Origin of the sequence: Peribacillus aracenensis (assembly GCF_025175645.1) — a bacterium.
Classification (GTDB): Bacteria; Bacillota; Bacilli; order Bacillales; family DSM-1321; genus Peribacillus; species Peribacillus aracenensis.
Genome location: NZ_JANZMJ010000014.1, coordinates 117710 through 144127, shown reverse-complemented (window position 1 = coordinate 144127; position 26418 = coordinate 117710). Strand labels below are relative to the sequence as shown.

Sequence of the window (26418 nt, the reverse complement as noted above, 5' to 3'; positions counted from 1 at the left end):
GGAGATTTGTTACAAAAATTTTTGTATACGTACTAGCAGTACACTAAATGGTTCTTCCATACTGTCACAACCAGTTTCTTATACAGGGTATCTTCCTTAAGATCCACCAAAAAAAGTTCAGCCTGGTTGTATTGTTATCATCCATTATCGTCAAGGGGTTAATGGGTTAGACTCTATTTTTGAGTTTAGATTTTCGTAGTAGATGGTGGCGGCGAGGAGCGCCGACATAGAAGTTTCTTATGTAACTAAAGGGGGATTTCTTATTAGGGATGACAAACTTACGTTTAATTAATTGTTAAATTGGGGAATTATAAAATTTAATTGATGACTTGAAAACTAGGATGGGTATGATGAGGATTACGGTAAAAAAAATAATATATTACCTGATTAAATTAAGAGGTAGAATCTTTATTCCATTTGCCATTTTATACATATTAGTTGCTGCGTATGTTGCTTATTCTATAGAGCCACAGACGTTCGAATCATATTTAACCTCAGTTTACTGGGTTCTTACAACGCTTGCTACGGTTGGCTTTGGAGACTATGCGCCGGTCACCGACCTTGGAAAAGCATTCACCATTGGTCTTTACATCACGGGTATCGGGCTTGTTAGTCTTTTCATTGGGAAAACCATTAAATCTGTATATCTTATCGAAAAACGTAAAGTTGGTGGAAAAATGAAATATACAGGTAAAAATCATATCATTCTGATTGGATGGAGTGATAAGTCAAAATCAGCACTCCAAGAAATTTTTAAATCTGATGAAACCATTGATATTGTAATCATTGATAACTTGGAAAAAGCCCCCATGTTGGAGGAGCGTCTGTTTTATGTTCGCGGTGATGCTACCGATGAAGAAACTTTACTCCGTGCAAATCTGCCTAGAGCAAAAGGCGTTATCATTTTTGCTGACCAAATAACACAAGATAATTATGCTACAAAAGATCCGTTACTCGTCGATGGAAAGACATTATTGGTCGCCACTGCCATAACGGCCATTGAGGAAAAAACGAGTACATCCATTCATGTCACCGCCGAAGTGATCAATCAAAAGCATATTCGTTTATTCGAGCGTGTACAGGTGGATGAGTTTATTCCTACACAAGAAATGATCTCCCACGCTGCAGTACGGTCATTATTTTCTCATGGAGTCATCCATATGTATTCTGAACTTATGAGCAAAAAGTATGAAGAAACCATGTATGAGATTTCTAAACAAGAAGAATGGCGAACCTATCGTGATGCGTTCATAGATCTTCTTAATAAAGGAGCCACACTGGTAGCAGATCGTGGTGATCTTAACATAAACCAAAAATTAGATGAACGAATTCCTGACGATGCACAGCTTTTCGTCATTTGTGATAAAGAGACCATTTCCCAGATAAATTCAGATATACATTAGAAGCGCTTGTACAATTTAAACGTTGATTGGAACGAAAGGCATTCCCCTAGACGCGCTTTTCTAAGCAGGAGTCTCGAACACCCGCTCCAATCAACTTAGTTTTAACCTTTAGATAGAACCCTTTTGCCTACAAACTGAGGGTTGCAATTAATGCATCCCAAAATATTTCGCATAAAAAAATGTAGACAAACTCAATTTTCATCGAGTTTGTCTACAAGTAAGCACCATTAATTGAGTAAGCTTCAAGACAAAAAAAGAACCTTCAATCAAAGATCGATTAAAGGTTCTGTTGTTTTTAATTTCAATGTTGCTTCCACATCCAAAAATTAACTATAAACTAGCTCTTTTTTTTTGCTTAGACCAAGAGTCTCTGAAGTTGAAGTTTGAATATCGTGCAGAAGCTCTGGATTTTGCATGAGTGATTCTCCATAAGAAGGAATCATTTCTTTAATTTTCGGTTCCCACTCTTTCATACGTTGCGGGAAACATTTATTAATTACCTCAAGCATAACGTGAACAGCAGTAGAAGCACCAGGAGATGCACCTAGCAATGCTGCAATCGAGCCATCGGATGCACTGACAACTTCCGTACCAAATTGAAGTGTACCTTTGCCGCCTTCTGCAGTATCCTTGATGACTTGTACACGCTGGCCAGCTACTACTAAATCCCAATCCTCGCTCTTAGCGTTCGGGATGAATTCACGTAACTCTTCCATGCGCTGTTCTTTCGATAACATAACCTGCTGGATCAAGTATTTTGTCAATGGCATTTCTTTTGCGCCTGCCGCCAACATAGTTAAAACATTATTCGGTTTTACGGAAGTTATTAAATCGAACATTGAACCTGTTTTTAGGAACTTCGGTGAGAAGCCCGCAAATGGTCCAAATAGCAACGATTTTTTATTGTCGATAAAACGTGTATCAAGATGCGGAACAGACATTGGCGGTGCGCCTACTTTAGCCTTTCCGTATACTTTTCCATGATGCTGCTCAACAACTTCAGGATTATTACATACCATGAAGTATCCGCTTACTGGGAATCCGCCGATATGTTTCCCTTCAGGAATACCGGATTTTTGCAGTAAATGCAAGCTTCCGCCCCCGCCTCCGATAAAGACGAATTTAGCATTATGGCGTTCTACGCTGCCAGTATCGACATTACGCACTTTTAATTCCCATGAGCCATCGCTGGCACGTTTAACATTATCAACGCTATGTTTATATTTGATATCGACGTTTTTAGTCTTTAGATGGTCAAACAACATGCGTGTTAAAGCACCAAAGTTAACGTCTGTACCGTAATCGATTTTTGTTGCAGCTATAGAATCATTCGATGGACGGTCTTGCATAATAAGTGGAATCCATTCCATCAGTTTTGCTGGGTCATCGGAATACTCCATACCTTGGAACAGAGGATTTTTTGACAGTGCTTCAAAACGTTTCTTTAAGAACGCTACATTTTTATCCCCTTGTACCATACTCATATGAGGCAATGGCATGATAAAGTCTTGCGGATTATCAATCAGCTTACAGTTTACAAGATACGACCAAAACTGCAATGAAACTTGGAACTGTTCATTAATTTTAATTGCTTTGCTAATATCTATAGATCCGTCAGATTTTTCGGATGTATAGTTAAGCTCGCACAGTGCAGAATGTCCCGTACCCGCATTATTCCATTCGTTAGAGCTTTCTTCTCCTGCGTTTGCAAGCTTCTCAAATACTTTGATTTCCCATTCCGGTGCTAACTCTTTCAGTAATGATCCCAAAGTCGCGCTCATGACTCCGCCGCCAATTAAGATAACGTCTGTTTGTTTCTGTATGTTGCTCATTATAACCTTCCTTATCCCCTATATTTGCAAAAAAGATGTAGGCGCTCCTGTTTAGGTGTCACCAAAAGCCAGGCTTGAACTAGGAACACACCTTTTCTGTCTCCTTATAACTATATCATAATCTATTATTATTATTTCATAGATTAAAATATTCTACTATTACTTTTTTTGTTAGAAAATTGATTTTGTGAAGAAATTAGCTTAAACTTATCCGCCATGATAGTCGAAGAAAAAGATTTCTTCAGCAACTTCCCTTCATTGAAGGAAGAAACTGTTAGCGAAATAATATTGACACATCAGAAAAAGTAACGAAAATACACATTTATTGACAAAATCGGAAGTGGAATTAGAAGTTTCTGTAACCATTTCCCTAAAAAACAAGGACCTACCCAAAATTTCCAAACTACTACCTTTTTAACTTGGATCATAAATTTCACCCAATAATTAGATATTATAACAATACCAATAATTACTGATAATTAAACCAATATTAGGTACGGTCATTGAAAATATTCCTAATTTTAAGACTTATTGCATAGTCCCTTATAAATGAAATTTTATCCTTTATTGTTATTATAAAAAAACATTATTTAAGTTATCATTTTCGCAAATAGATATTTTCAGCTTTGTGATCTGGGCCTTTTGTTAAAACGAGTTTTGCCCGTCCTTTTGTCGGCAGTATATTTTCATGTAAATTTTTCAAATTAATTTCTTCCCAAATTTGGGTCGCTTGTTTAATGGCTTGTTCTTCGGACAAGTCAATATAACGATGAAAATAGGATTCGGGACTTTGAAACGCGGTCTTTTGAAGTAATAGGAACCTTTCAACATACCACCGCTCTATGTCATTTGCGTCTGCATCTACATAAAGTGAGAAATCAAAAAAGTCACTGACGAATACTTGATTTTCCTTATCAACTTGAAGAACATTAATACCTTCCACTATTAAAATATCCGGATTACAGATAGTCTGCACTTCATTTGGCAAAATGTCATACTTCAAATGTGAGTAGATTGGAACTTCCACTTTATTTTTTCCTGCTTTTACATCCCCGATAAGGTTAATTAATTTTTGCGTATCATAACTTTCAGGAAACCCTTTTCTTTTCATCAGTCCTTTTTCTTCTAATAGATCATTGGGGTACAAAAAACCGTCGGTAGTGACCAGACCTACGTTTCTATGATTATCCCATCTAGATAATAAGGTCTGAAGTAACCTTGCTGTCGTACTCTTTCCTACAGCAACACTCCCTGCAATTCCAATGATATAAGGTACTTTTTTATCATCAGTTTTTAGAAAGGAAGAAGTGGCTGTATTAAGCTGCTGAGATGCTTCAACATATAAATTGATTAAACGAGTCAAGGGCAAGTAAACCTCTTCCACTTCCTGAATGGATATTTCTTCATTAATTCCTTTTAAGTTATCCAATTCTTCTTCAGTTAAAGGAAGAGGGGTATGGTTTCGCAAAGATGCCCACTTTTTTCGATTGAATTCATAATAGGGAGTATAGGAACTCATGATTTTTCGTTACCTCACTTTTTAGAGTTACTATCAGTTTAACAAGGATGATGACCATAAAAAAGATGTTCCTGATCCCTTATTTACATAAAGACCCTATGACTTGAGGAAAGAAATTGAATGTATGGAACTAGCAGGCATAAAGGGCGTTCCTGCATGATTAAACATTCTAGGTGATTAATCTTTGAATGATAACCCACCTGTCTCCAGAGCATCCCTAAGTTTAGGTAAAGAAGCTGGTCCCATACCGTGAAACTTCAAAATCTCTTTTTCACTATATGTTGATAGCTGATGTAAAGAGGTTACCCCATTGTTTTCCAATGCGCGTCTGGCTGGTGCCGAAAGCAACGAAAGAAATCCGGTGTCAGGTTTGCGTTCTTGTTCACATACAGGGCAGGTCGGACAGTCGCTGGATTTATAGTATTTGTGACCCTTTTCGCAAGTCCTCAAATTCTTTTTTGAAGTGGTCATTGTCAATGTCTCCCTTTCTAATGATTTTTAACATTCTATCTTAAGAAGTAATCACATCGCAGTTAACTTACGCTAAACTTTGGCGGAAACGTATCCTGATGTCATTAACTAGTTTGCACTGACCCCAATCACCATAGCCCAGAAAGCTGTTAATTAACTTAGGGAGCTCAACAAGAACCTTACTTACTGTTTTCAGTTGCTTCTCGGGATATCCAAGGTCACTATACACCTCATATATCCAACAAGCAATATCTATGGCACAACTTCCATCTTCAACTATCATTTTATCATCTCTTGTTAACTAAACTGCCCTTTAGTTTCATTGGAAAAGGGCTGCCGAAGCAACCCTTTTCAAAACCCAAAGTGAGTGATTAACCCACTTTATCTTCCTTCTGAGCCATTGTCTGAGCATCGGCTTGTACACGCTTGCCTATTCCAAAAGCGAAATAACTAATTGCAACGATAGCCAGAAAACCTATTCCGACCATTAGTGATATACGTGTGTCATCATTAAACCACATACCGATTAATACCATGATCAAGAAAGCGATGGTCAGGTAGTTTGTAACAGGTGCAAAAGGCATTTTGAATGGATGATTGTGCATTTCAGCTTTTTTAATCTTCCTGAATTGGATTTGGCTGATCAGAATGACAAACCAAGGAATCATACCAGGAAGTACACTCGCACTATATACATGCACAAATAAATTTTCTGGTGCAATATAACTTAAAACAACCCCAATTGCTAATCCGACTATCACTCCGAACGTACCGAATAAAGGTACACCGCTATTAGATACTTTCGCAAAGAATTTTGGAGCTTGGCCATTCATCCCTAATGTGTAAAGCATGCGTCCTGCACTGTAAATACCACTATTGCAGCCAGACATAGCAGCCGTGATTACGACAAAATTAATGATTCCAGCTGCTGCCGTGATACCAACTTTCGCAAAAGTAGCAACAAATGGACTGCCAATCGCACTTAATTGATCCCAAGGGTAAACGGTTACAATAATGAAAATCGCACCGATATAGAAAATTAAAATACGCCAAATGGTACTTTGAATCGCTTTGGTTATCGTTTCTTGCGGATTTTTTGCTTCACCAGCCGTAATCCCGATTAATTCTACACCTTGATAAGCGGCAACCACCAGTGAAAGAGCAAAGAAGAAGCCCTTCCAACCACCTGTAAATAAACCACCATGTTCCCAAAGATTCGATAATCCTAAGGCTTCCCCGCCATTACCGATTCCAAAGAAAATAAGTCCAAATCCTGCAACGATCATTAATATGATCGTTACGATTTTAATCAGTGCAAACCAAAATTCAATTTCCCCAAAGGATTTAACTGAAATTAAGTTCGCTGCTCCAAGAATCAACATTGCGATTAAACCTGGAATCCAACCCGGGAGATCGGGGTACCAATACTGCATGTACGTCCCCACTGCAATAATTTCTGCCATCCCGACAATAACCCACTGGAACCAGTTACTCCATGCAGTCATATACCCTGCCAATGGATGAATGTACTTATAACCAAATGTTGCAAATGAACCTGTACTTGGCTCTAAATACAACATTTCCCCCATTGCACGCATGATTAAGAATATAAATATCCCAGAGATCGCATAAGCTAACATCACTGACGGACCTGTCCATTGAATCGTGCTGGCTGAACCCATAAATAAGCCGACACCAATCGTTCCGCCCAAAGCGATCATCTGAATATGACGACTTTTCAAGTCCCTATTCAAATCTTTGTTTGCCATTCCATTTCCCCCTACACTACTAATAGTCGAAATTTAATGCAAGATGCTTAATACACTCCCTATTTAGTATAGAAATGATATAGCAGGCTCCACTTTTTTGAATCTTTCTTAAAGCTGCCTCATAAAATCATTCTTCACTCTTAATCAATCCTGACAGTTAGAAAGATTACTATCAAATTTCATGTATATCTTAATTCTGTTCAAGGTGTGATAGAAAGCGCTTACTTTTTATCGTTTATAACAGCCCACCCCTTAAGCGTTAAAATTCCTCTGTATAAAATAACTCGAATAAAAGAGTATTGTAACTCTTTTATTCGGCAGGCAGGTTAATTCATGCTGTTACTAAAAGGGACTTTAATCTCAGCTTCAACAACATATCATTCGTCATTTTCTCTAAATCATATTCCGCCTTGAATCCCCACTCTTCCTTTGCACAAGTTGAATCTATTGTATTCGGCCAACTATCAGCAATGGATTGTCTTACAGGATCGACCTCATAATTCATGATAAATTCCGGAATATGCCTTTTAATCTCGGCAGCAATTTGCTCCGGATCAAAGCTCATGGCTGACACATTGAAAGAATTGCGATGTTTTAATTTTGAGGCATCTGCCTCCATTAGATTAATGATGGCAGCTAAAGCATCAGGCATATACATCATATCCATATACGTTCCCTTATCAATGTAAGAAGTATATCGCTTATTTTTAATCGCTTCATAGTAAATTTCAACTGCATAGTCGGTAGTTCCACCGCCAGGAGGTGTGACATACGAAATCAGTCCCGGGAATCGGAGCCCCCTCGTATCAACCCCAAATTTATGATGATAATAATCACATAATAACTCTCCGGATACTTTATTCACCCCGTACATCGTATTCGGCCGTTGAATGATGTCTTGCGGTGTCCAATCTTTAGGAGTGGTTGGGCCAAACGCACCAATCGAACTAGGTGTGAATAATTGGCAATCGAGTTCCCGTGCCGATTCTAAAGCATTGACCAATCCGCCCATGTTTAAATGCCAAGCTAAAAGAGGTTTCTTTTCAGCTGTTGCTGACAATAAAGCGGCTAAATGTATAATTGTATCCACTTCATGTTTTTTTGCCATGTTAAACATCGCTTTTTCATCTGTAACATCTAAAATCTCAAATGGACCTGATAGGGCAACATCGCTGTCCGATTTTCGAATATCTGTTGCAATGATATTGTCAGCTCCATAAATCTCTCTCATTTTCAGCGTAAGTTCTGAACCAATTTGACCTAAAGCCCCCGTTACTAAGACCTTTTTCATCAAAAATCCCTCCCTATGTTTTAAACTCTGAAACAAGCAATCTCTTATATGATCGACATCTCTTTTCCCACTTTTTCATAAATGGCAATTGCACGGTCCAGCATCTCTTTTGTATGAGCTGCAGTAGGCATATTCCTCACTCTTCCTGTACCCTTTGGAACGGTAGGGAATACGATTGATTTAGCATACACACCTTCTTCATTCAACCTATTGCTAAATTGCTGGGTTTTTGCTTCATCCCCTATGATGCAAGGCGTAATCGGTGTTTCGCTCTCCCCGATATCAAAACCTAATTCCTTTAGGCCTTTTTTCAAGTAATCGCTGTTTTCCCACAGCTTATTTTGAAGTTCTGAGCTATTCATCAAAATATCGATGGCTTCTATACTAGCTGCAACTGCACCCGGTGTGGCAGCCGTTGAAAATAAAAATGGACGGCTTCTCACCTTTAACCAATCAATCAAATCTTTCTTTCCTGCTACATAGCCTCCAACAACACCAATGGCTTTGGATAATGTTCCAATTTGGAAATCCACTTTATCCGATAACCCAAAATGTTTTACCGTTCCTGCACCATTACCCAATACACCCGATCCATGTGCATCATCAACATACGTGATTAAGTCAAACTCTTCTGCAATCTCCACAATTTCAGGAAGCTTGGCAATATCCCCGTCCATCGAGAAAACTCCATCAGTAATGATCATGACTTTGTTATACAATCCGGACTCCTTTGCTTGGCGTGCTTTTGTCCGTAAATCCTCCATGTCGGAATGGATAAAGGGAATAATTTTCGCCTTGGATAATCGACATCCATCAATGATTGAAGCATGATTCAGTTCATCTGAAAGAATGGCATCATGTTTATCCATCACTCCTGAAATCGCTGCCATATTACAGTTAAATCCAGATTGATAAGCAATGGCGGCTTCTGTATGTTTAAATTCTGCAAGCTTTTCTTCTAATTTGACGTGAATATCCAATGTTCCGTTAATTGTACGTACGGCACCGGCTCCGACACCATATGTTTTCGTCGCTTCTATGCAAGCCTCTATTAATCGTCGATCTGTTGCTAAACCTAAATAGTTATTCGATGATAAATTAATTAACTTCCTGCCTGCAATGGTGATTACCGGACCGTTTGGACCTTCCACCGGATCAATTACGTTGTATAGTCCCTTTTCTTTTAAATCTTCCAAATTTTCTTTCAAAAATTGATTTAATACTCCACTTGACATTTAATATACCCCCTCATTGATGGCTGGAATAAATGTAGAATTTTTATATGTTTTACCTCTATTTAAAAAACATTGTATTTATTTCCTTTTTTCTGAAAATACATGTGTCTTCTCCAAAAACACACACAAGATTAACCTAAATCCCTTTATACTAAGAGTTATAACAATCATAATAATAGATAATTTTAACGTTGTCCATATTGTACGGACAAAAAAATCGGAATTTTTGTAGTTTTACAATAAACACCCGCTTAAAATGCGCTTATATCAACGGAAATACGAGGTGAAAATCCTCATCAATTTTCAATGTGAACGATGTTTTATCTTCTGTTTTTTGGAGACATTAACAAATAACCACAAAGGAGGGATATAGTGAAAACAGAAGATGAAAAAACCTCAGAAGGCCTAAATGAGATTTTTGAGATTATCAATGCAAAAGGTGACATTGGGGAACTAAAAGAAATCGTCCAAAAACCTGATGAACAAACAAATGAAGACAAGTAAACTAAGGGGATTAATCATCCTCTTTTTTTGTCTGTTTTACATTGTACTAATGGACCTTTAAGTCCATTACAACAATAAAAAGAGAGCTGTTGATCAGCTCGGATACAATTAAGTCTCACGTAGAGATCAAAAAAAACAAAAAAGTCATGCAAAAGAATGGGAGAAAGAGAATAAGAATAAGGATTTTCCCTATTTCTTTTCCTTTGTCCACAATTCATGCACAACTTACAAATTACCCCTCTAACGCACTGCTCCTAGGACAGTAGTGCTCCATAACCTTCAGGCTAAATCAGATTTCCATGTCCCACCTTTCCTTTTCAGTATCCTTCATCTGTTTTTCCGTTTTCTCGGGATGGACCGTTCGGAATTTATGGTGGTCAGCCGGGATAATTTCGATCATCTTCTCTATCATGTCTTCCGGATCGAATTGGTTCTTTAATCCCTTTTCTTGCTTTTTCATATCCTCTGCCCTTGTAAAATTCTTTTCTTCATCGAACCATTTCCATTTTTCCTCAGCTGCCCTGTCGTTAAAACCGGTATTGTAGGCACCCGGATTGATGGTCGCAACCTGCACCCCAAACTCCTCCAGCTCTTCCTTCAAGGTTAATGCCATTCCCTCGATGGCATGTTTGGTTGCTGCATACGGACCTCCGTATGGTGTCGTGATGGTCCCAGCCATTGAACTTAAGAACACGATTTTCCCTTTTCCTTTTTTGACCAGCTTTCTTGCAGCAAGCTGAACGGATTCAAGTGTAGCAAAAACATTTACTTCGAAGATTGCCCTGAATCGGTCCATCGGCATTTCTCCGAGCGGTCCTCCTTCATTGATCGCCGCATTTGCAACAAATACATCAAAGTCATGATTATCAATTCTTGCTCGATCACGTTCATTTGCAATATCCAATTTGAAGACTTCCATATCAAAGCCCCGTTCTTGCGCCTCCCTCATAAGATCCGTTTTCTGGGAAGTGATTTCCGTTGTGGCGATTACACGGTGCCCCTGCTTTGCTAACCCGAGTGCAGCTCCTCTTCCAAGGCCGCTGCCCGCTCCAGTAATGAAAATTGTTTTGGCCATCTTTCATTCCTCCTATCATGCTTCTCTATGTTTCTTCTTCCCATAAACGAATGCTATAAACCATTAAAAACGGTCTGCCTATATGCGTGTTTATCCGTTCTTTTAAAGGGAAAAAACTATATCAAGTTTATTCCTGCATCTATTTTCAAGATAAGTGAAATAATTAACAAGAAGAGATATTTAAAGAAATAAAGGAGAATGGCTGTGAATTATAAAAATATCACGATTGCCGGCAGCGGCGTTTTAGGAAGTCAGATCGCGTTTCAAACCGCATTCAAAGGGCTCAACGTGTCAGTATATGATATCAATGATGAAGCATTAGAACGTGCAAAAGATAGGATCATTAATTTGAAGCCATACTATAAAGAAGACATAGGCGCTACTGAGGAAGATCTTAATACTGCTTATGCCCGCATATCTTTCCACAGTGATTTATCTGTGGCAGTTGCCGAAGCTGACCTTGTGATTGAAGCGATTCCAGAAGTGGTTCAAATCAAAACGGATTTTTACACAGAGTTAGGAAAAGTTGCTCCTGAAAAAACAATTTTCGCCACGAACTCTTCTACATTATTACCAAGCCAATTTGCCGAAGCGACAGGCCGTCCAAAAAAATTCCTGGCTTTACACTTCGCTAATGAAATCTGGAAAAACAATACCGCAGAAATCATGAAACATCCAGGAACGGATAATGAAGTGTTCGATGAAGTGATTGAATTTGCCAAAGCGATTGGAATGGTTCCTCTGCCTTTACATAAAGAGCAGCCAGGCTATATTTTGAATTCCTTATTGGTTCCTCTTTTGGATGCTGCCCAAATGCTCTTATTAAAAGGAGTGGCTGATACGGAAACCATCGACAAAACGTGGATGGTCGCAACAGGAGCACCGCTTGGACCTTTCGCCATTTTAGATGTGGTAGGAATCAATACCGCTTATAATATTTCACTTGCAAAAGCGAAAGCGACAGGTGATCCAGAGGTTGAAAAACTGGCTAACTTATTGAAAACAGAGTATATCGATAAAGGGAAAATCGGAAGAGAAGCAGGAGAAGGCTTCTATAAATATCCCAACCCCCATTTCGCAAAACCAGACTTTTTAAGAGGTTAATCAACTTGTATGAATGTGCAGAAGGTGTCTAAGGGATGCCTTCTGTTTTCAAATTATTTCTCACTTTCTAATGTCTTAGAATAGAAAAAGACCCTGAAATCGGAAAAGTGCTTTTCACGAAATCAAGGCCTAAATATCATGAGGTTACAGAACCCTTATCCCCTATATCTCAAAGTTAATCCTTTTAGGAAATTCCTGGCGTATCGATCCCCGCACTCTTTATAATTCCTATGACCCACTTTTCTTAATATAGCGCTTAATTCCCCTTTGGTTATCATGACTCCTGCATCTTCCAAGATATCAATCATATCCTCACTTGTTAATGTCAATGCTATTTTCAGTTTCTTCAGAAGGATATTATTCACACTTTCCTTATTCTTTACAGCCGGTGCCTGACTTTGAGGCTGACCAGGTTTTGGCTCTTGTCTCCCTCGTTTAAAAATGATCAAACCATTTAAGAAGGACTCTAGCATCATGTTATTGCAGTTTACCCCATCTTCAGCTTCATCCATATCATCATCATATTCATCATATTCATCATAATAATCATCTTTTGGTTTTGTGAGCATCTGCATGACTTCTTCTCTTGTCACTTCAATCTCCCCGAGTTTAAATATCTCAACCATATCTTTATCTTTAATATCCAGCGCATATCTTAATCGAATTAATATATCATGATTATGCATCCAAAACCCTCCTATGTATTTCTCGATTTTCACAGTACTTTCATTATTTCACAAATGGATGGAAATAATCGCAGATTAAAATCCGAGAACCTTTTACAGATTCCCGGATCACTCTGCTTATTCTTCAATCAGCTTCAATGAGGTCACTACTTCAACATGGCTCGTCTGCGGGAACATGTCCACAGGCTGCATGGCCTCCACGCGATAAGAAGAGCCCAGTTCTTGTAAGTCCTTCGCCAATGTGGACGGGTTGCATGATACGTACACAATGGTTTTCGGTTTAACTTTCAAGATTGTCTGCAGTAACGATTGATCACAGCCGGATCTTGGCGGGTCGACGACCAGTACGTCCGGTTTCCAGCCTTCTTTGGTCCAGCGTGGAAGGATATTCTCGGCTTTGCCTGTTTCATAGTATACATTGTTCCGTTTATGTTTTTTGGCATTTTTCTTGGCGTCCTCAATGGATTCTTTAATGACGTCCATTCCTCTGACTTCCTTGGCATTTTCGGACAACCATAGGCCAATGGTCCCGACGCCGCAATAAGCGTCAACCACTTTTTCCGTGCCGGTTAAGGCTGCCGCTTTTTTCACTTCATCATATAAGCGAACAGTTTGGACCGGGTTAAGCTGGAAAAATGTACGGGCTGATAGTTCGTATGATAGGTCACCCAATGTTTCGTTGATGACTTTTTCGCCTGCCAGGTGAATCGTTTTTTCGCCAAAGATAAGTGATGTGTTCCGGTTGTTGATGTTTTGAACGACCGATTTCACTTCTGGCAGTTGGTCACGAATTTGTTTAAGCAACTGATCTTTTTGTGGAATTTCCTCCGCACCAGTAACAAGGACAACCTGCACTTCACCTGTTTCAAATCCTACCCGTGTGATGACCGTACGGATCACACCTTTTCTTTTTCTTTCGTTATAAATCGAGATGTTCAGGTTCTTTAGTATCTTTTTCACTGTCCGCGTTACCTTATTAGTTGCCTTATGCTGTACAAGGCAATTCGGGATATCGATCAGTGTGTGGGAATTCAAGCCGTAAAGGCCAGCAATCAATTTGCCATCTTTTTGGCCGACTTGGTACTGACTTTTGTTGCGGTAATTCCAAGGATCTTCCATGCCGATCGTTTCTTTTACATTTAATGAAGAAACTGGGAATCCAGAATGACGTTCCATCGCTTGAATGACGATATCGCGTTTTTCAATTAGCTGCTGGGCATAGCTTAAATGCTGTAACTGACATCCGCCGCATTCAGCGTAAACCGGACATGGCGCTGCAATGCGATGCGGTGATTCTTTACGGATGGTTTTTATTTTCGCCTCGGTGAAGTTTGGCTGAACCTTTGTGACCAATGCTACAATTTCTTCACCAGGCAATGCACCCGGGACGAAGACGACTTTCTTTTTGAAATAACCGACTCCCTCCCCGTTAATGCCAAGCCGTTTAATCGTAAGGGGAAGGGTTTGATTCACTTCCAGTTTTGTATCTTGAATGTTTGTCATTTCTTTTCACTCCGTTTTTCAATGCTTCTCCACAAATAGAGGGAAGCGTAGCTTAGATATGGGGCCCATTTCACACTATAGGACTCCATTTCTTCTTGGGTTGGCTTTTGCGGTAAGCCATATAATATTTTCAAGGCATTTTGAATGCCAATATCGGCTTTAGGAAACAGGTTCGGCCGGCCAAGTCCAAAAAGCAGGAAGTTTTCAGCCGTCCATTTACCGATACCGCGTATTTTTATTAGTGTGTCCATAACCTCTTGATCGGATAGCCTTTCCATTATATCAAGGTTGAGATGGCCTTGAATGATTTGCTCTGAAAGTCCGATGACGTATTCGGCTTTCCGGCCACTGAATTGAATGGCTCTTAATTGTTCGATTTGAAGTTGGGCTGTTGTTTCCGGTGTCGGGTAAAACCAGGCACCTTCCAACTGGTAGCCGAAGGTTTTAACGAATCGTTCCGTGAGCGTATGGGCAAAGGATAAGTTCAATTGCTGATGTATGATGCATTTGACGAGGCAACTGTAGTAATCGAAGTCCAAGACTATGGCAGTACCGCGGTGCTCTTCGAAGATTTTACTTAAATCTGTTTCCCGGAAATGCCTGGAAACGTCTTCTAATGGCTGATGCCAATGAAAAACCTTTTTTAACCGTTCGATTGCTTTTGACTTGTAAACCTCTGAATGACCTTTGATGATAAAAGATGGTTCATCGATATTTCCTATTGCCTGAACCTGTATAACGATTGGTTCTTTTTCTATATATAGCGGAACTTTTACCGTCCTGTTAGTAAAATCAACTACCTGAAGTGGGTCTAACGATAATCGTTCGAGAACTAGATCGAAATTATAGGGTCCTTGAACCTGTAATTTTTCTGTCCACACAAGCGATCCATCCTTTAGCAGTTTTCCACGTATTATAGCATGTTTCCAGAAATATTACTTGAAATTAAAGAGAATGGATAAAAGCGGGACCTGAATTATCACTACAGGACCCGCTTCTCATTTTAATAAAGCATTCGGTTCGGCAATTGTTTCTCAATCATTAAAGCATCTAGGCTACTGAATGTGTACCCCTGTTTTTCAAGATCCGTAAGAATCGAGTCCAATGCTTCCGCATTATCCTTCGATACGGTATGCAGTAATAAAATAGCGCCAGGATGAATCTGCTTAAGCACTTCATCGTGTGCGAACGCGGCACCCTTTTGTTGATCAACAATCCAGTCTTTATATGCCAGTGACCAGAAGATGTGGTAATACCCTTCTTTTTTTGCGACTCTCATCGTTCTCTCATTAAATACCCCACGAGGCGGCCTTAAGTAATTCATTCCTTTTTGACCCGTTAATTTTTCCGTTGCTTCTTTTACCCTCTCAAGCTCCGTGCGAATCACATCGTCCGTCACGCTGGTCATATCCGGATGGTTCCATGAATGGTTTCCTACGATATGACCCTCATTAGCCATACGGACAACAAGCTCAGGTGCGGTCTTTAAATAATGACCCGTGACAAAAAAAGCTCCAGGAGCACCATGTTTCTTCAGAACATCTAAAATCTGGGCCGTATAGCCATTTTCATAACCGTTATCAAATGTTAAATAAACGACTTTTTTCCTTGTATCCCCTTTATAAATCGCTTCATATTCAGGCAGCATCTCATTGAGTTTTTCACCTGCATCGGCAGGTGTCCCATTTTTTCCTTTATTGAAACCCCAGTTATAGGATTCTGCAAAAGCTGGGCTTGCCAAAGAGCATATCAAGCATATTAAAGCGGATAAAATCACCTTTTTTTTCATCGGAATATCCCCCATGTCCTTTTCTCTTATTGTTTGGAACACGGAGATTTATATGCATGATATTGTGAATGTCGAATTATTGGACCCTGTGTCTAATTCACTACGCTGAGGAACCAATTTTAGTACCGCGGGCCAAAATATTAGAGGCATTTCCCCGCCAAACCTATATCCACAAAAAAAAAGGCCTATCCTCCAAAAAGGATGGGCCCCCCATGCTTTGTTTATCCTTTAAATAACGCTTGTGCCGCCTTCCAAATAATGGCGATAGCGAAAATGAGAACGATTACAATTCCGACTACGTCAAGGAATGTTTCAAGACCGGAGAAAATCGTATTTGCCACAGGGAGTTGGATGAAAGCAAAACCGGATAACATGGCGATAAAGAATAAGATGTAGCTATTCTGCATGAAAATCCCCCCTTTCCCTTCTAATGTATGTGCGAGCGTTCCAAAAGATTGTACTTTTTCGAGTAAATTATCGCCTTTTTTTTCATATACATTTAGCAAGGGGGGAATGAAATGCTGGAATGGGTTATCACTATAGGCTTTGTTGGTTGTCTTGGTTTAGGTGGCGGAGTGTTTGTTCATTTTGTGAAAAGTGGATTGAATGTAGAGGATGCTTCAAGGATCGATCCACTGCCGGAAACCGAAAAGTAGGATATGCAAAAGACGCTCAACCGTGTGGTGAGCGTCTTTTCCCATACAATTATTTAAATACTGGTTCTTTGAATTGTGCCAATTTTTCCAACGAAGATTGCTGAACGTCTTTATGCAGGCTGTTTCCATGTGAATCCATGGTAACTACGGCAGTAAATCCTTCAACATTCAGATGCCACATCGCTTCTGGAATACCAAATTCGGTGAAGTTCACACCTTCGACGGATTTGATGCAGTCTGCATAATATTGAGCAGCCCCGCCGATTGCGTTTAGATAAACGCCGCCGTGTTCACTAAGTGCCTCAAGTGTTTTTGGACCCATTCCGCCTTTACCGATAACTGCACGGATGCCGAATCGTTTCATGATATCCCCTTGGTATGGTTCTTCACGAATACTTGTCGTTGGTCCCGCAGCCTTCACATGCCATTTACCTTCTTCGTCCTTCAGCATAACTGGGCCACAATGATAGATGATTTGTCCATCCAGGTCGATTGGTGCAGGATTTTCAGATAAATGCTTGTGGATCGCGTCACGGCCTGTATACATTCTGCCGTTAATATGAACTACGTCACCAACTTTTAATTCGCGGATTTGTTCTTCCGTGATTGGTGCTTGCAGGGTGATTTCACGGGAAGCTTTAACGTCCGGTTCAGCAGCGGCTGCCACTTCGTCCTTCGCTGCTTTTTCTGCTTCTAAAGCAAAGTCGATTTTCTCGCCTTCTTGATACAACCACTCATTGATTTCACCTGTTTCAGGATTGACTTTCACTCCTAAACGGCGGAACGCCCAGCAGTTGTAAGCAACGGATACGAAAAAGCTTGCCGGAATACGGTGCATGACACCGATTTTACACCCAAGCAGTGTAGTTTCGCCGCCAAAGCCCATCGTGCCGATTCCCAATTCATTAGCTGACTTCATGATGTAATCTTCAAGTTTACGAAGGTCTTCATTCGGATTCACATCTTCATTACTGCGGAAGAGTTGAGCCTTTGCCAGATCATATCCGGATGAACGGTCCCCACCGATACCAACGCCGATGAAGCCGGCACTGCAGCCTTGTCCTTGAGCTTGGTAGACAGAGTGAAGTACACATTTACGGATTCCGTCCAAATCACGGCCCGCTTTCCCCAATCCTTCAAGTTCCATAGGCAGACTGTATTGGATGTTTTTATTTTCACAGCCGCCGCCTTTTAAGATAAGGCGAACATCAATATAGTCTTTTTCCCATTGATCGAATTTAATGACCGGAAGACCTTCCCCAAGGTTATCCCCGCTATTTTCACCCGATAAAGAGTCAACTGCGTTTGGACGAAGTTTTCCGCCTTTAGTCGCTAAAATGATCGCATTTCGGATTGCTTTTTTTATTTCAAGTTGGTTCACGCCAACTGGAGTTTTTATTTTGAAAGTCGGCAGACCAGTATCCTGACAAATCGGTGATACATTGTCGTCAGCCATTGTAATATTATTCGTGATGGTATCCAAGCTTAATGCAGAACGAGTACCTGCATTTTCACGTTGTTTTGCACTTTTGACCGCACGACGAACATCCTTTGGAAGATTCGTTGAAGTTTCAACGATAAGACTGTACATACTTTCTTGGAATTTTTGAATATCCAAATTTCTCTTCCCCCTCTTATTTTCCCCTAGATTTAATCATTTCCCTGCTTCTCTATAAATAGCGAATGATTCAACACCCGTTTTATTATACATCTAACATAATCTTTCGAAAACAAGTAATTATTTTTCTTAATGAATAGCAATTTGGTAAGAAATGATCAAAGCGCCTTAAATAGCCCATAAGTCAAATACCATCACCAATCATTTCCAGGAAGATTGATATTAAAAAGAGATGACGCAGGTTTCTCGTCATCCCTTCATGAATATTAACATTGAAAAAGTCATACTATCGAAACAGATATTAGTCTTCCCGGGTTTTGAATTGTTCCACTTTGCCTTCCAAATCATCTATCATGCCGATTAAACGGTCTATATCTTCCAACTCCGTAGTTTCCGGTTCGATATGATCAAGAACTTCCATGAACATCGTGAGGCGTTCTTTTAAGTAAGTTAATTGTTCGTTTTTACCTGTAATGGATTTTCCCATGAGGCACTCTCCTTCCGTTCTTCTTTCATCGTAACGAAATCTGCTTGAAAGTGCAATGGCAAGCTATAAATACAGCTCTCCGCCATTTGACAATTTTTGTTCCCATTGTTCATAATGGGTTAGTGCATTATTACGTAAGGAGTTTTAAATATGTCAATAATCAAGCAAGATCTTTTAACACCAATTACACCCAAGTATGATCCTTGGGAAGCATATATGGACGTTGAACAATATGGAAAACTCAGCCTCACCAATGTGGAGTTCACCACCACCACCCTTTGCAATATGCGTTGTGAGCATTGTGCCGTCGGTTACACACTTCAGCCCAAGGACCCGGATGCCCTGCCTCTGGAATTACTGATTCAGCGCCTTGATGAGATCCCTTTGCTTCGCTCGCTCAGCATCACTGGCGGGGAACCGATGCTTTCAAGAAAACAAGTGAAGAATTATGTTTTGCCTCTATTGAAATATGCCCGTAGCCGAGGGGTACGGACACAAATCAATTCCAATTTGACCCTTGACTTGGAACGGTATGAGGAAATCATTCCTTATTTGGATGTTCTGCACATTTCCCATAATTGGGGAACGATCGATGAATTCATTGATATCGGCTTTGCCATGATGGATCGAAAACCATCTCGCGAACAGCGAAAGAAACTATTCGATAAAATGATCAAAAATTCCCGTGCCCTGACAAAAGCTGGTGTGCTGGTATCTGCTGAAACGATGCTTAATAAACGGACATTGCCTCATCTTGAGCATATTCACAGACAGATCGTCGATGAAATGGGATGTCAAAGGCATGAAATTCATCCGATGTATCCAAGCGATTTCGCTTCGGCACTTGAAACTTTACCATTGGATAATATGCGTGAAGCGATTCATCATTTGCTTGATATCCGTGATGAAAATGTTTGGATGCTTTTCGGTACCCTGCCATTTTATCCTTGCAATAACAGTAAAGAGGATATAAAGCTGCTTCAACGCCTTTATGGTTCACATAAAGTGACGGTACGGAATGACCCTGATGGACGTTCCAGGTTGAACATCAATATTTTCACCGGAGAAGTGATCGTGACTGATTTCGGGGACGCGCCTACATTAGGGAATATCAAAGATCAGCCCTTGACCGATTCCTATGACACATGGATGAATTCGAAACTGGCCAATGAATTGAACTGCCACTGCCCGGCAGTCAAATGTCTAGGCCCGAATGTTCTCGTCAAAAATGCTTACTACCCGAAAGAGGACTTCAGGATCAGGAAGTCAAACATATGAAGAAAAACTCGCCAATCCGGCGAGTTTTTTCAATTTACCTTGGTTGCTGCGAGACTGTAAAGCTGAAGGAAACATGGTCCTGAACCGGTATCCATGCACCGATGCCTTGTGATGTGATGTTCTTTATCGTAATGGTTCTTTTATTTCCTTTTAGATTCAAATATACTTCCCCATATGTGACCTTGCCTTTTTCATTGACGGCGGAAGCAAAACTGGATAAGTAACCAATCCTATTTGAAGCCACATTATATACTTGATCTTTTTTCGTACCAGCTCCGATGATTGTTTCAAAAGCCAAAGGCAAATTCGTTTTTTCAGTGGCTTTTAGCAGCATCATCTTTTGAACATCCTCAGCCTTAGGAATTTTCGCTGTCAGACCGCCACTCACTGCCTTCTGACTTTCCTGGACATAACGGATCTTATAGGGAACTTCACCGCCACGATTATCATAGTAATTCGTATTGATCTTTTGGTATTCCCAGTTTGGTGCCGTTTCAGAAGACTCATAATTCAAGGCCCAATGGCCAAGGTAAATGGTTGCCCTATATCCAAAAGCAAGCGGGGCTTTTGCAATTGCGGATTCATTCAACATTTGGATGAGTTCTGGGTTTTCAATCTTGATATCCGACGAATCGATCAATTGTTTGGCAAGATTACTCGGCTGCAGCATCGGAAGATCCTGGGTCGGGTTCGGATACGTATTCTCCTTTGCAATATTCAATACTGAAGGTGGGATATTCACCTTATTTGGATTTGCTTTGACTTCTGGTATATCAGCTGCAAAACTTACATTCGCCTGAATAAAGGCAATTAGGGCAATCATCGTAATAATAATAGTTCTTTTCATGCTGTCGCACTCCTTTTGAGGGGTTCAATCATATTGATTATAGATTTTGTTTTTAGCCAACATTCTATACATTTCATTCCGATTTCAACTTTGTAATGAATTTGTAAAGTTCAGAATATTTACTTTTCTCTTCAAATCAGTTATACTTATTTTACATTATAAAAAGGAGGCGAAATCGTTCATACCTATTAAACCTTTAGGAGGTATGCTTATCGAACAATCCATGACACCCTTTTAAAGGATGACAGAAAACGAATTCGCCTATACTTAAATCTGGTGTAAAAGGATGGTGTGACACTCTAGAATATTTTCTCAACTTTTTCAAAAGCATGATGAAAAATTTTGGAATAACTTATGAATGGTAATTTACTAATATAGAAATGACTCTGCTAAATCTAACCCGAGCAGAGTCATTTTTATTTTTTCATTTTATAAAAAGAAAGACCTTCCACATCGGAAGGCCTGCATTCTTATAATAAGTAAAATCCAATTCCCATAATGAAGTAAGCGGCCAATAAGGTAAGGCCTTCAAACCAGTTCGTTTCCCCGTCATTAGAAATCATGATCACCAGAAAGACTGCTGTAACCATTGATATTAGTTCTGGCATTGTGAAAACAAGCGGCATACTCGTTGGATACATTAACGAAATCAATACGAGCACAGGAGCAACGAACATCGCTACTTGAAGCGTGGAACCAACGGCAATCTCCACAGCGACATCCATTTTGTTTTTATAGGCCATTATGACGGCGGAAGCATGCTCTGCAGCGTTACCGACAATCGCTACGATAATGACACCGATGAATAACTCCGACCATCCGAAGGCTTCCCCCACCTCGCTAAACGTATGGACAAGTTTTTCCGATATGTAAGCAACAGCCAATGTAGCGGCAGCAAGTATTATAATTGCCTTTTTCCTGCTCCACTCCGGTACTTCCGCTTCATGGTCCTCGAGTTTCTCTGTATGCTGATATACCCCGCGGTGTGTAACCAATTTAAAGAATAATGCAGCAAGATATAATAAGATCATTATAATGGAAATTCCGACACTTAACGACATCGTGCTTGATTCACCCATGTTTTGTGTGAATACTTCCGGTATGACGAAGGCTACAATTACTGCAAAAATCAATAGACCGGCATTATGCCTCGCATCGAATACATTAAACTTCTGCCGTTTGTATTTAGTCCCTCCGATAAAGAATGAAAGTCCTGCCACCAACAATAAATTTCCTAAAACGGAACCAGTCAAAGACGCCAGCACGACACTCACTAGCCCCGCCTTTAATGAAAAGATGGATATGATCAATTCTACTGCATTACCAAAGGTTGCATTCAAGAGACCGCCAATCCTTGGTCCCATAACGATCGCTAAGCTCTCAGTGGCCCGGCCCATGAAGCCTGCCAGCGCCACGATTGTTAAGCAATATACTATGAACATGATTACACTCGGCCAATGCAATAATGACCCAATGACAGATAAAGGGACGCCTAACAGGACAAGCCCCAAAAATATTTTATTCACGATACTTCTCCTCACAATCCTGTAGTTCTTTTTATGTAACAAAAACTATCATACATAATCTTCGGGTGATGACAAAGGAAAATTTTATCATCCCCTCTCTTCTTGACAATATTTACCCAAATTTCTATTGCTTAATCCTCTTCCTAAGATGTAACATCAAGAAGGTATACATTTCTTAGGAGACATGATTTTATGAATAATAAATTGCTTTTAAGCGTTTTAATCTTAATTGTCGGCATATCGGGGTTTTCTCAAGGGATGCTTCTGCCGATCATTGCCATCATTTTTGAAAATGAAGGAATTAGCTCATCCCTAAACGGGTTTCATGCAGCCTCCCTTTATATTGGAATTCTATTGATTTCTCCTTTTATGGAAGCCCCACTCCGTAAATACGGCTATAAGCCATTGATATTATTTGGCGGGCTAACGGTCATCGTATCACTTGCCCTATTTCCTGTCTGGAAATCATTCTGGTTTTGGTTCGTACTGCGTTTCTTCATTGGTATCGGCGATCATACACTTCACTTTGCTACACAGACTTGGATCACGGCCATTTCACCAATAACGAAGCGCGGAAGGAATCTTGCCATTTATGGACTCTTCTTCAGTCTTGGCTTCATGGTTGGCCCGCTGATGACGAAGCTTCTTGAGATCAATCAGTCTTTGCCTTTCATCATCACATCCATACTTAGCCTTCTGGCTTGGTCCACTGTTTTCCTTATTAGAAATGAGCTTCCTGAACAAGATGATTCTGAAAGCACATCATTCCTTGGCACACTCAAAAGGTTTACGAAAGTTAGCCGAATAGCCTGGGTCGCTTTTTTGCTTCCGTTTACATTTGGCGTGCTTGAAGCCTCATTGAATAGCAATTTCCCTGTATTCGCTTTGCGCGCCGGAATCGATTTAACCGCAGTATCCATCATCATTCCGGCCTTTTCTGCAGGGACTCTGCTTACCCAGATTCCCTTGGGGATGGTCAGTGACCGTTTTGGACGGCGAAAGACCTTGCTGACGATTCTTATATCAGGGTTTGCCATATTCACGCTTGCAGGGATATATTCCTATTCAGTGCTTGGCCTATTCATCTGTTTTATGTTAGGCGGAATGATGGTTGGTTCGACTTTCTCGCTGGGAATCAGTTATATGGCAGATCTTTTACCTAGAAACCTATTGCCTGCCGGGAATTTATTATGCAGTATATTCTTTAGTCTCGGCAGCATCGGCGGTCCATTCTTTGGCGGCCTGGTTATAGAACACATTGATGGAGGAAGTTTTTTCTATATGATAAGTATCATGCTTTTCCTTGTCTTCATATCATTGACCTTGTTTAAGGAAAAAATGCCTGCTCCCGTTATGTAGTATAATTTTTTATCTTGACTGCTTCCTTTATTATTCAATTTTTCAATAGACTTTATATTGGTTAGAAAATACTTTATATTTTTTACTAGATTAGAATCATTCTTCTTTATTTCTGAATAGGATATGTGGTATTATAATAATAACAAAAGGGACATCACGTTTATAAACCTTTGAAAACATTGCTGTCATCGCAATTACGGTGGCAGCTTTCATATTTTATCCAGAGAAATGACGTTGATTATCTTTCTCAATTAGATATAACACAAATGATAATCTATATCATTTACACAAAAATAGAGAAGAATGTGGGAGGGAATCTTATGACTACAGATACTAAACATTTAACCCAACCGGCTGCATGCAAAACCACTTGGTTGGAAAAAGCCAAACCTCATCTAGAACTTATTGCTGCATTATTCAGCGGTTTACTTATAGTATTAGGCTGGGCTCTTTCAAAAAATGGAATGGAAACTGCCTCCATAATCATATACTTGGCCTCTTTCTTGATTGGCGGATATGCCAAGGCGAAAGAAGGCATAGAAGATACGATTGCCGACCGGGAATTGAATGTTGAGATGCTAATGATTTTTGCGGCAATCGGTTCTGCGATCATCGGATACTGGACGGAAGGCGCCATATTGATTTTCATCTTCGCTTTAAGCGGTGCCCTTGAAACATACACGATGAATAAAAGCCATAAAGAAATTTCGGCACTTATGGACTTACAGCCGGAAGAAGCACTGCGCATCACTAACGGATATGAAGAAACCGTATCCGTTTCACAGCTGCATATCGGGGATTTAATTTTAGTGAAACCAGGTGAAAGAGTACCTTCAGATGGAAAAATCACGGACGGCCGTACCAATATCGATGAGGCCGCCATCACTGGCGAATCCATTCCAGTCAGTAAATCATTGGATGATGAAGTATTTGCGGGAACGGTCAATCTCCGTGGAACGATTACCGTGGAAATCACCAAACCGGCAAGTGAAACTTTATTTCAAAAAATAATCACTCTTGTTCAATCCGCACAAAGTGAAAAGTCCCCTTCCCAGCTGTTCATTGAACGGTTTGAAGGAACCTATGTAAAAGTAGTATTGACGGTTGTCGCCCTGATGATGTTCATACCCCATTTCCTATTGGGGTGGAGCTGGACCGAGACATTCTACAGAGCGATGATCCTGCTCGTTGTCGCTTCTCCTTGTGCCCTTGTGGCCTCTATCATGCCAGCTACACTTTCTGCCATTTCAAATGGAGCCCGTCATGGCATTTTATTTAAAGGGGGCATCCATCTTGAGAATCTAGGTAATCTGCAGGCAATTGCTTTAGATAAAACCGGTACATTGACAAAAGGAAAACCAGAGGTAACCGATGTCATTATCCGCGAAAATTTAAACGAAGATGACTTCTTATTTCATATTGCATCTGTTGAAAATTATTCGAATCACCCTTTGGCAACATCGATCGTACGTTATGCCAAATCGAAATTGCAAAAGGATATCATTAAACCAAATAACATGGAAGATATCTCAGGTAATGGGGTTCAAGCCTATATCAATGGCGTGCTTTGGCAAGTCGGAAAGGCTGATTTCGTCGGTCGCAGTGAAGCAGAGCGATTCCAAAATGGCATTGCACTGACATTGGCTGAACAAGGCAAGACAATCGTTTATGCAAAAGATGATAAAGGAATTGCAGGCATACTCACTTTGAAAGATGTCGTGCGTGAAGAAACCGTTACAGCCATCGAAGCCTTGAAAAATGAGGGCATCCATACCGTCATGCTTACAGGGGATGGGGAAAAAACGGCTAAAGCGATTGCTTCGGAGAGCCATATAGATGCATATATTGCCGAATGTCTACCTGAAACCAAAGTGACTGAAGTGAAAAAGCTGAAAGAACATTTTGGCACTGTAGCAATGGTTGGGGATGGCATTAATGATGCACCTGCACTTGCAACAGCATCTGTTGGAATTGCAATGGGTGAAGGCACGGATGTTGCCTTGGAGACAGCGGATGTCGTTCTGATGAAGAATGATCTGCCACGCATTGCGGAAGCAGTCAAATTATCCAAGAAGATGAATCGGATCATCAAACAAAACGTCATCTTTTCAATTTCGGTCATCATGATCCTGATAGCATCCAATTTCCTTCAATTTCTAGACCTCCCATATGGTGTCATTGGCCATGAAGGAAGTACAATTCTCGTTATACTGAACAGCTTAAGACTTTTGAGAAACTGAACATGAAAAAGGAGCCTTCCAAGGCTCCCTTTTTTTATGTTTATTTCATTTAGTGATATCCGTTCTTACCGTTTGCAGAACCTGAAGTTTTATGGTTCGAACCTTTATTTTTTCCTTTTTGCTTTGTGCTGCCATCCTTTTTGCTCATGAAAGAACTCCTCCTCTTCTAAAGTTGTCATTTCTTGAATAGTATCCGCAGCATGTTAGCTTGCTATTACGGAAACTC

The 26418-nt window shown here is 40.1% G+C and carries 24 protein-coding genes; 7 read left to right on the top strand and 17 right to left on the bottom strand.

Annotation, left to right across the window (positions count from 1 at the left end; all coding sequences use genetic code 11):
- The first annotated feature begins 350 nt into the window (after positions 1-350).
- Entirely contained in the window at positions 351-1403 is a 1053-nt protein-coding gene (locus N0M92_RS15550) for a potassium channel family protein (protein WP_397443861.1), read from the top strand.
- Positions 1404-1729: 326 nt separating this feature from the next.
- Here N0M92_RS15550 and N0M92_RS15545 read toward each other — a convergent pair whose 3' ends face one another.
- The 7 genes from N0M92_RS15545 to N0M92_RS15515 all read right to left on the bottom strand — a co-directional run bounded on the left by N0M92_RS15545 (position 1730) and on the right by N0M92_RS15515 (position 9520).
- The gene (locus tag N0M92_RS15545; RefSeq protein WP_192207786.1) at positions 1730-3235 is read right to left on the bottom strand and encodes a malate:quinone oxidoreductase; all 1506 of its coding nucleotides are present in this window, start codon (positions 3233-3235) and stop codon (positions 1730-1732) included.
- Positions 3236-3833: 598 nt separating this feature from the next.
- Complete coding sequence (gene coaA / locus N0M92_RS15540) at positions 3834-4754, bottom strand: type I pantothenate kinase (protein WP_260286594.1); 921 nt, start codon at positions 4752-4754, stop codon at positions 3834-3836.
- A 177-nt stretch (positions 4755-4931) separates the two neighbouring features.
- Complete coding sequence (locus N0M92_RS15535; protein ID WP_076370928.1) at positions 4932-5225, bottom strand: RNA polymerase alpha subunit C-terminal domain-containing protein; 294 nt, start codon at positions 5223-5225, stop codon at positions 4932-4934.
- A gap of 67 nt (positions 5226-5292) precedes the next feature.
- Positions 5293-5508, bottom strand: coding sequence for a hypothetical protein (locus N0M92_RS15530; RefSeq protein WP_260286593.1), 216 nt, complete (start codon positions 5506-5508; stop codon positions 5293-5295).
- 88 nt (positions 5509-5596) lie between these two features.
- On the bottom strand, positions 5597-6994 hold the full coding sequence (locus N0M92_RS15525) for an amino acid permease (RefSeq protein WP_260286592.1): 1398 nt from the start codon (positions 6992-6994) through the stop codon (positions 5597-5599).
- Between the two features lie 331 nt (positions 6995-7325).
- Complete coding sequence (locus N0M92_RS15520) at positions 7326-8285, bottom strand: L-threonine 3-dehydrogenase (RefSeq protein ID WP_260286591.1); 960 nt, start codon at positions 8283-8285, stop codon at positions 7326-7328.
- Between the two features lie 44 nt (positions 8286-8329).
- Positions 8330-9520 carry a glycine C-acetyltransferase gene (locus N0M92_RS15515; RefSeq protein WP_260286590.1) on the bottom strand — a complete coding sequence of 397 codons (1191 nt, stop codon included), beginning with the start codon at positions 9518-9520 and terminating at the stop codon, positions 8330-8332.
- A 372-nt stretch (positions 9521-9892) separates the two neighbouring features.
- Here N0M92_RS15515 and N0M92_RS15510 point away from each other — a divergent pair, with 372 nt between their 5' ends.
- Entirely contained in the window at positions 9893-10024 is a 132-nt protein-coding gene (locus tag N0M92_RS15510) for a hypothetical protein (RefSeq protein WP_258832873.1), read from the top strand.
- A 289-nt stretch (positions 10025-10313) separates the two neighbouring features.
- Here the strand turns inward: N0M92_RS15510 and N0M92_RS15505 are convergent, their stop codons facing one another.
- A complete protein-coding gene (locus N0M92_RS15505) occupies positions 10314-11099 on the bottom strand; it encodes an SDR family oxidoreductase (protein ID WP_260286589.1) in 786 nt (261 codons plus the stop codon).
- 204 nt (positions 11100-11303) lie between these two features.
- On the opposite strand from N0M92_RS15505, the gene N0M92_RS15500 reads away from it, so the two are divergent.
- Complete coding sequence (locus tag N0M92_RS15500; RefSeq protein WP_260286588.1) at positions 11304-12203, top strand: 3-hydroxyacyl-CoA dehydrogenase; 900 nt, start codon at positions 11304-11306, stop codon at positions 12201-12203.
- 155 nt (positions 12204-12358) lie between these two features.
- On the opposite strand, the gene N0M92_RS15495 is transcribed toward N0M92_RS15500, so the two are convergent.
- From N0M92_RS15495 to N0M92_RS15475, 5 genes are all read right to left on the bottom strand, one after another.
- Positions 12359-12889, bottom strand: a complete 531-nt coding sequence (locus N0M92_RS15495; protein WP_260286587.1) for a YehS family protein — start codon at positions 12887-12889, stop codon at positions 12359-12361.
- A 117-nt stretch (positions 12890-13006) separates the two neighbouring features.
- Positions 13007-14392 (bottom strand): 23S rRNA (uracil(1939)-C(5))-methyltransferase RlmD, encoded by a 1386-nt coding sequence (gene rlmD, locus N0M92_RS15490; protein ID WP_260286586.1) that lies wholly within the window; start codon positions 14390-14392, stop codon positions 13007-13009.
- Positions 14389-15273 carry a DNA-3-methyladenine glycosylase family protein gene (locus N0M92_RS15485; protein ID WP_260286585.1) on the bottom strand — a complete coding sequence of 295 codons (885 nt, stop codon included), beginning with the start codon at positions 15271-15273 and terminating at the stop codon, positions 14389-14391. The genes rlmD and N0M92_RS15485 overlap by 4 nt, the downstream gene beginning before the upstream one ends.
- Before the next feature lie 122 nt (positions 15274-15395).
- Positions 15396-16181, bottom strand: a complete 786-nt coding sequence (pdaA, locus tag N0M92_RS15480; RefSeq protein WP_260286584.1) for a delta-lactam-biosynthetic de-N-acetylase — start codon at positions 16179-16181, stop codon at positions 15396-15398.
- A 221-nt stretch (positions 16182-16402) separates the two neighbouring features.
- The gene (locus N0M92_RS15475; RefSeq protein ID WP_230300358.1) at positions 16403-16588 is read right to left on the bottom strand and encodes a hypothetical protein; all 186 of its coding nucleotides are present in this window, start codon (positions 16586-16588) and stop codon (positions 16403-16405) included.
- Between the two features lie 111 nt (positions 16589-16699).
- Between N0M92_RS15475 and N0M92_RS15470 the strand changes: the two genes are divergently transcribed.
- Positions 16700-16837, top strand: coding sequence for a hypothetical protein (locus tag N0M92_RS15470; RefSeq protein ID WP_260286583.1), 138 nt, complete (start codon positions 16700-16702; stop codon positions 16835-16837).
- A 49-nt stretch (positions 16838-16886) separates the two neighbouring features.
- Here the strand turns inward: N0M92_RS15470 and N0M92_RS15465 are convergent, their stop codons facing one another.
- Both N0M92_RS15465 and N0M92_RS15460 read right to left on the bottom strand, forming a co-directional pair.
- Entirely contained in the window at positions 16887-18455 is a 1569-nt protein-coding gene (locus N0M92_RS15465) for a fumarate hydratase (RefSeq protein WP_311202561.1), read from the bottom strand.
- Positions 18456-18756: 301 nt separating this feature from the next.
- The gene (locus N0M92_RS15460) at positions 18757-18942 is read right to left on the bottom strand and encodes an SE1561 family protein (protein WP_192207774.1); all 186 of its coding nucleotides are present in this window, start codon (positions 18940-18942) and stop codon (positions 18757-18759) included.
- A 150-nt stretch (positions 18943-19092) separates the two neighbouring features.
- On the opposite strand from N0M92_RS15460, the gene yfkAB reads away from it, so the two are divergent.
- Positions 19093-20220 (top strand): radical SAM/CxCxxxxC motif protein YfkAB, encoded by a 1128-nt coding sequence (gene yfkAB, locus N0M92_RS15455; RefSeq protein WP_260286582.1) that lies wholly within the window; start codon positions 19093-19095, stop codon positions 20218-20220.
- Between the two features lie 34 nt (positions 20221-20254).
- Here yfkAB and N0M92_RS15450 read toward each other — a convergent pair whose 3' ends face one another.
- Both N0M92_RS15450 and cax read right to left on the bottom strand, forming a co-directional pair.
- Positions 20255-21067, bottom strand: coding sequence for a YfkD famly protein (locus N0M92_RS15450; RefSeq protein WP_260286581.1), 813 nt, complete (start codon positions 21065-21067; stop codon positions 20255-20257).
- 470 nt (positions 21068-21537) lie between these two features.
- On the bottom strand, positions 21538-22596 hold the full coding sequence (gene cax, locus N0M92_RS15445) for a calcium/proton exchanger (RefSeq protein ID WP_260286598.1): 1059 nt from the start codon (positions 22594-22596) through the stop codon (positions 21538-21540).
- Positions 22597-22785: 189 nt separating this feature from the next.
- Between cax and N0M92_RS15440 the strand changes: the two genes are divergently transcribed.
- Positions 22786-23952 carry an MFS transporter gene (locus tag N0M92_RS15440; protein ID WP_260286580.1) on the top strand — a complete coding sequence of 389 codons (1167 nt, stop codon included), beginning with the start codon at positions 22786-22788 and terminating at the stop codon, positions 23950-23952.
- Between the two features lie 320 nt (positions 23953-24272).
- Entirely contained in the window at positions 24273-26192 is a 1920-nt protein-coding gene (locus tag N0M92_RS15435) for a heavy metal translocating P-type ATPase (RefSeq protein ID WP_260286579.1), read from the top strand.
- Positions 26193-26418: the final 226 nt, after the last annotated feature.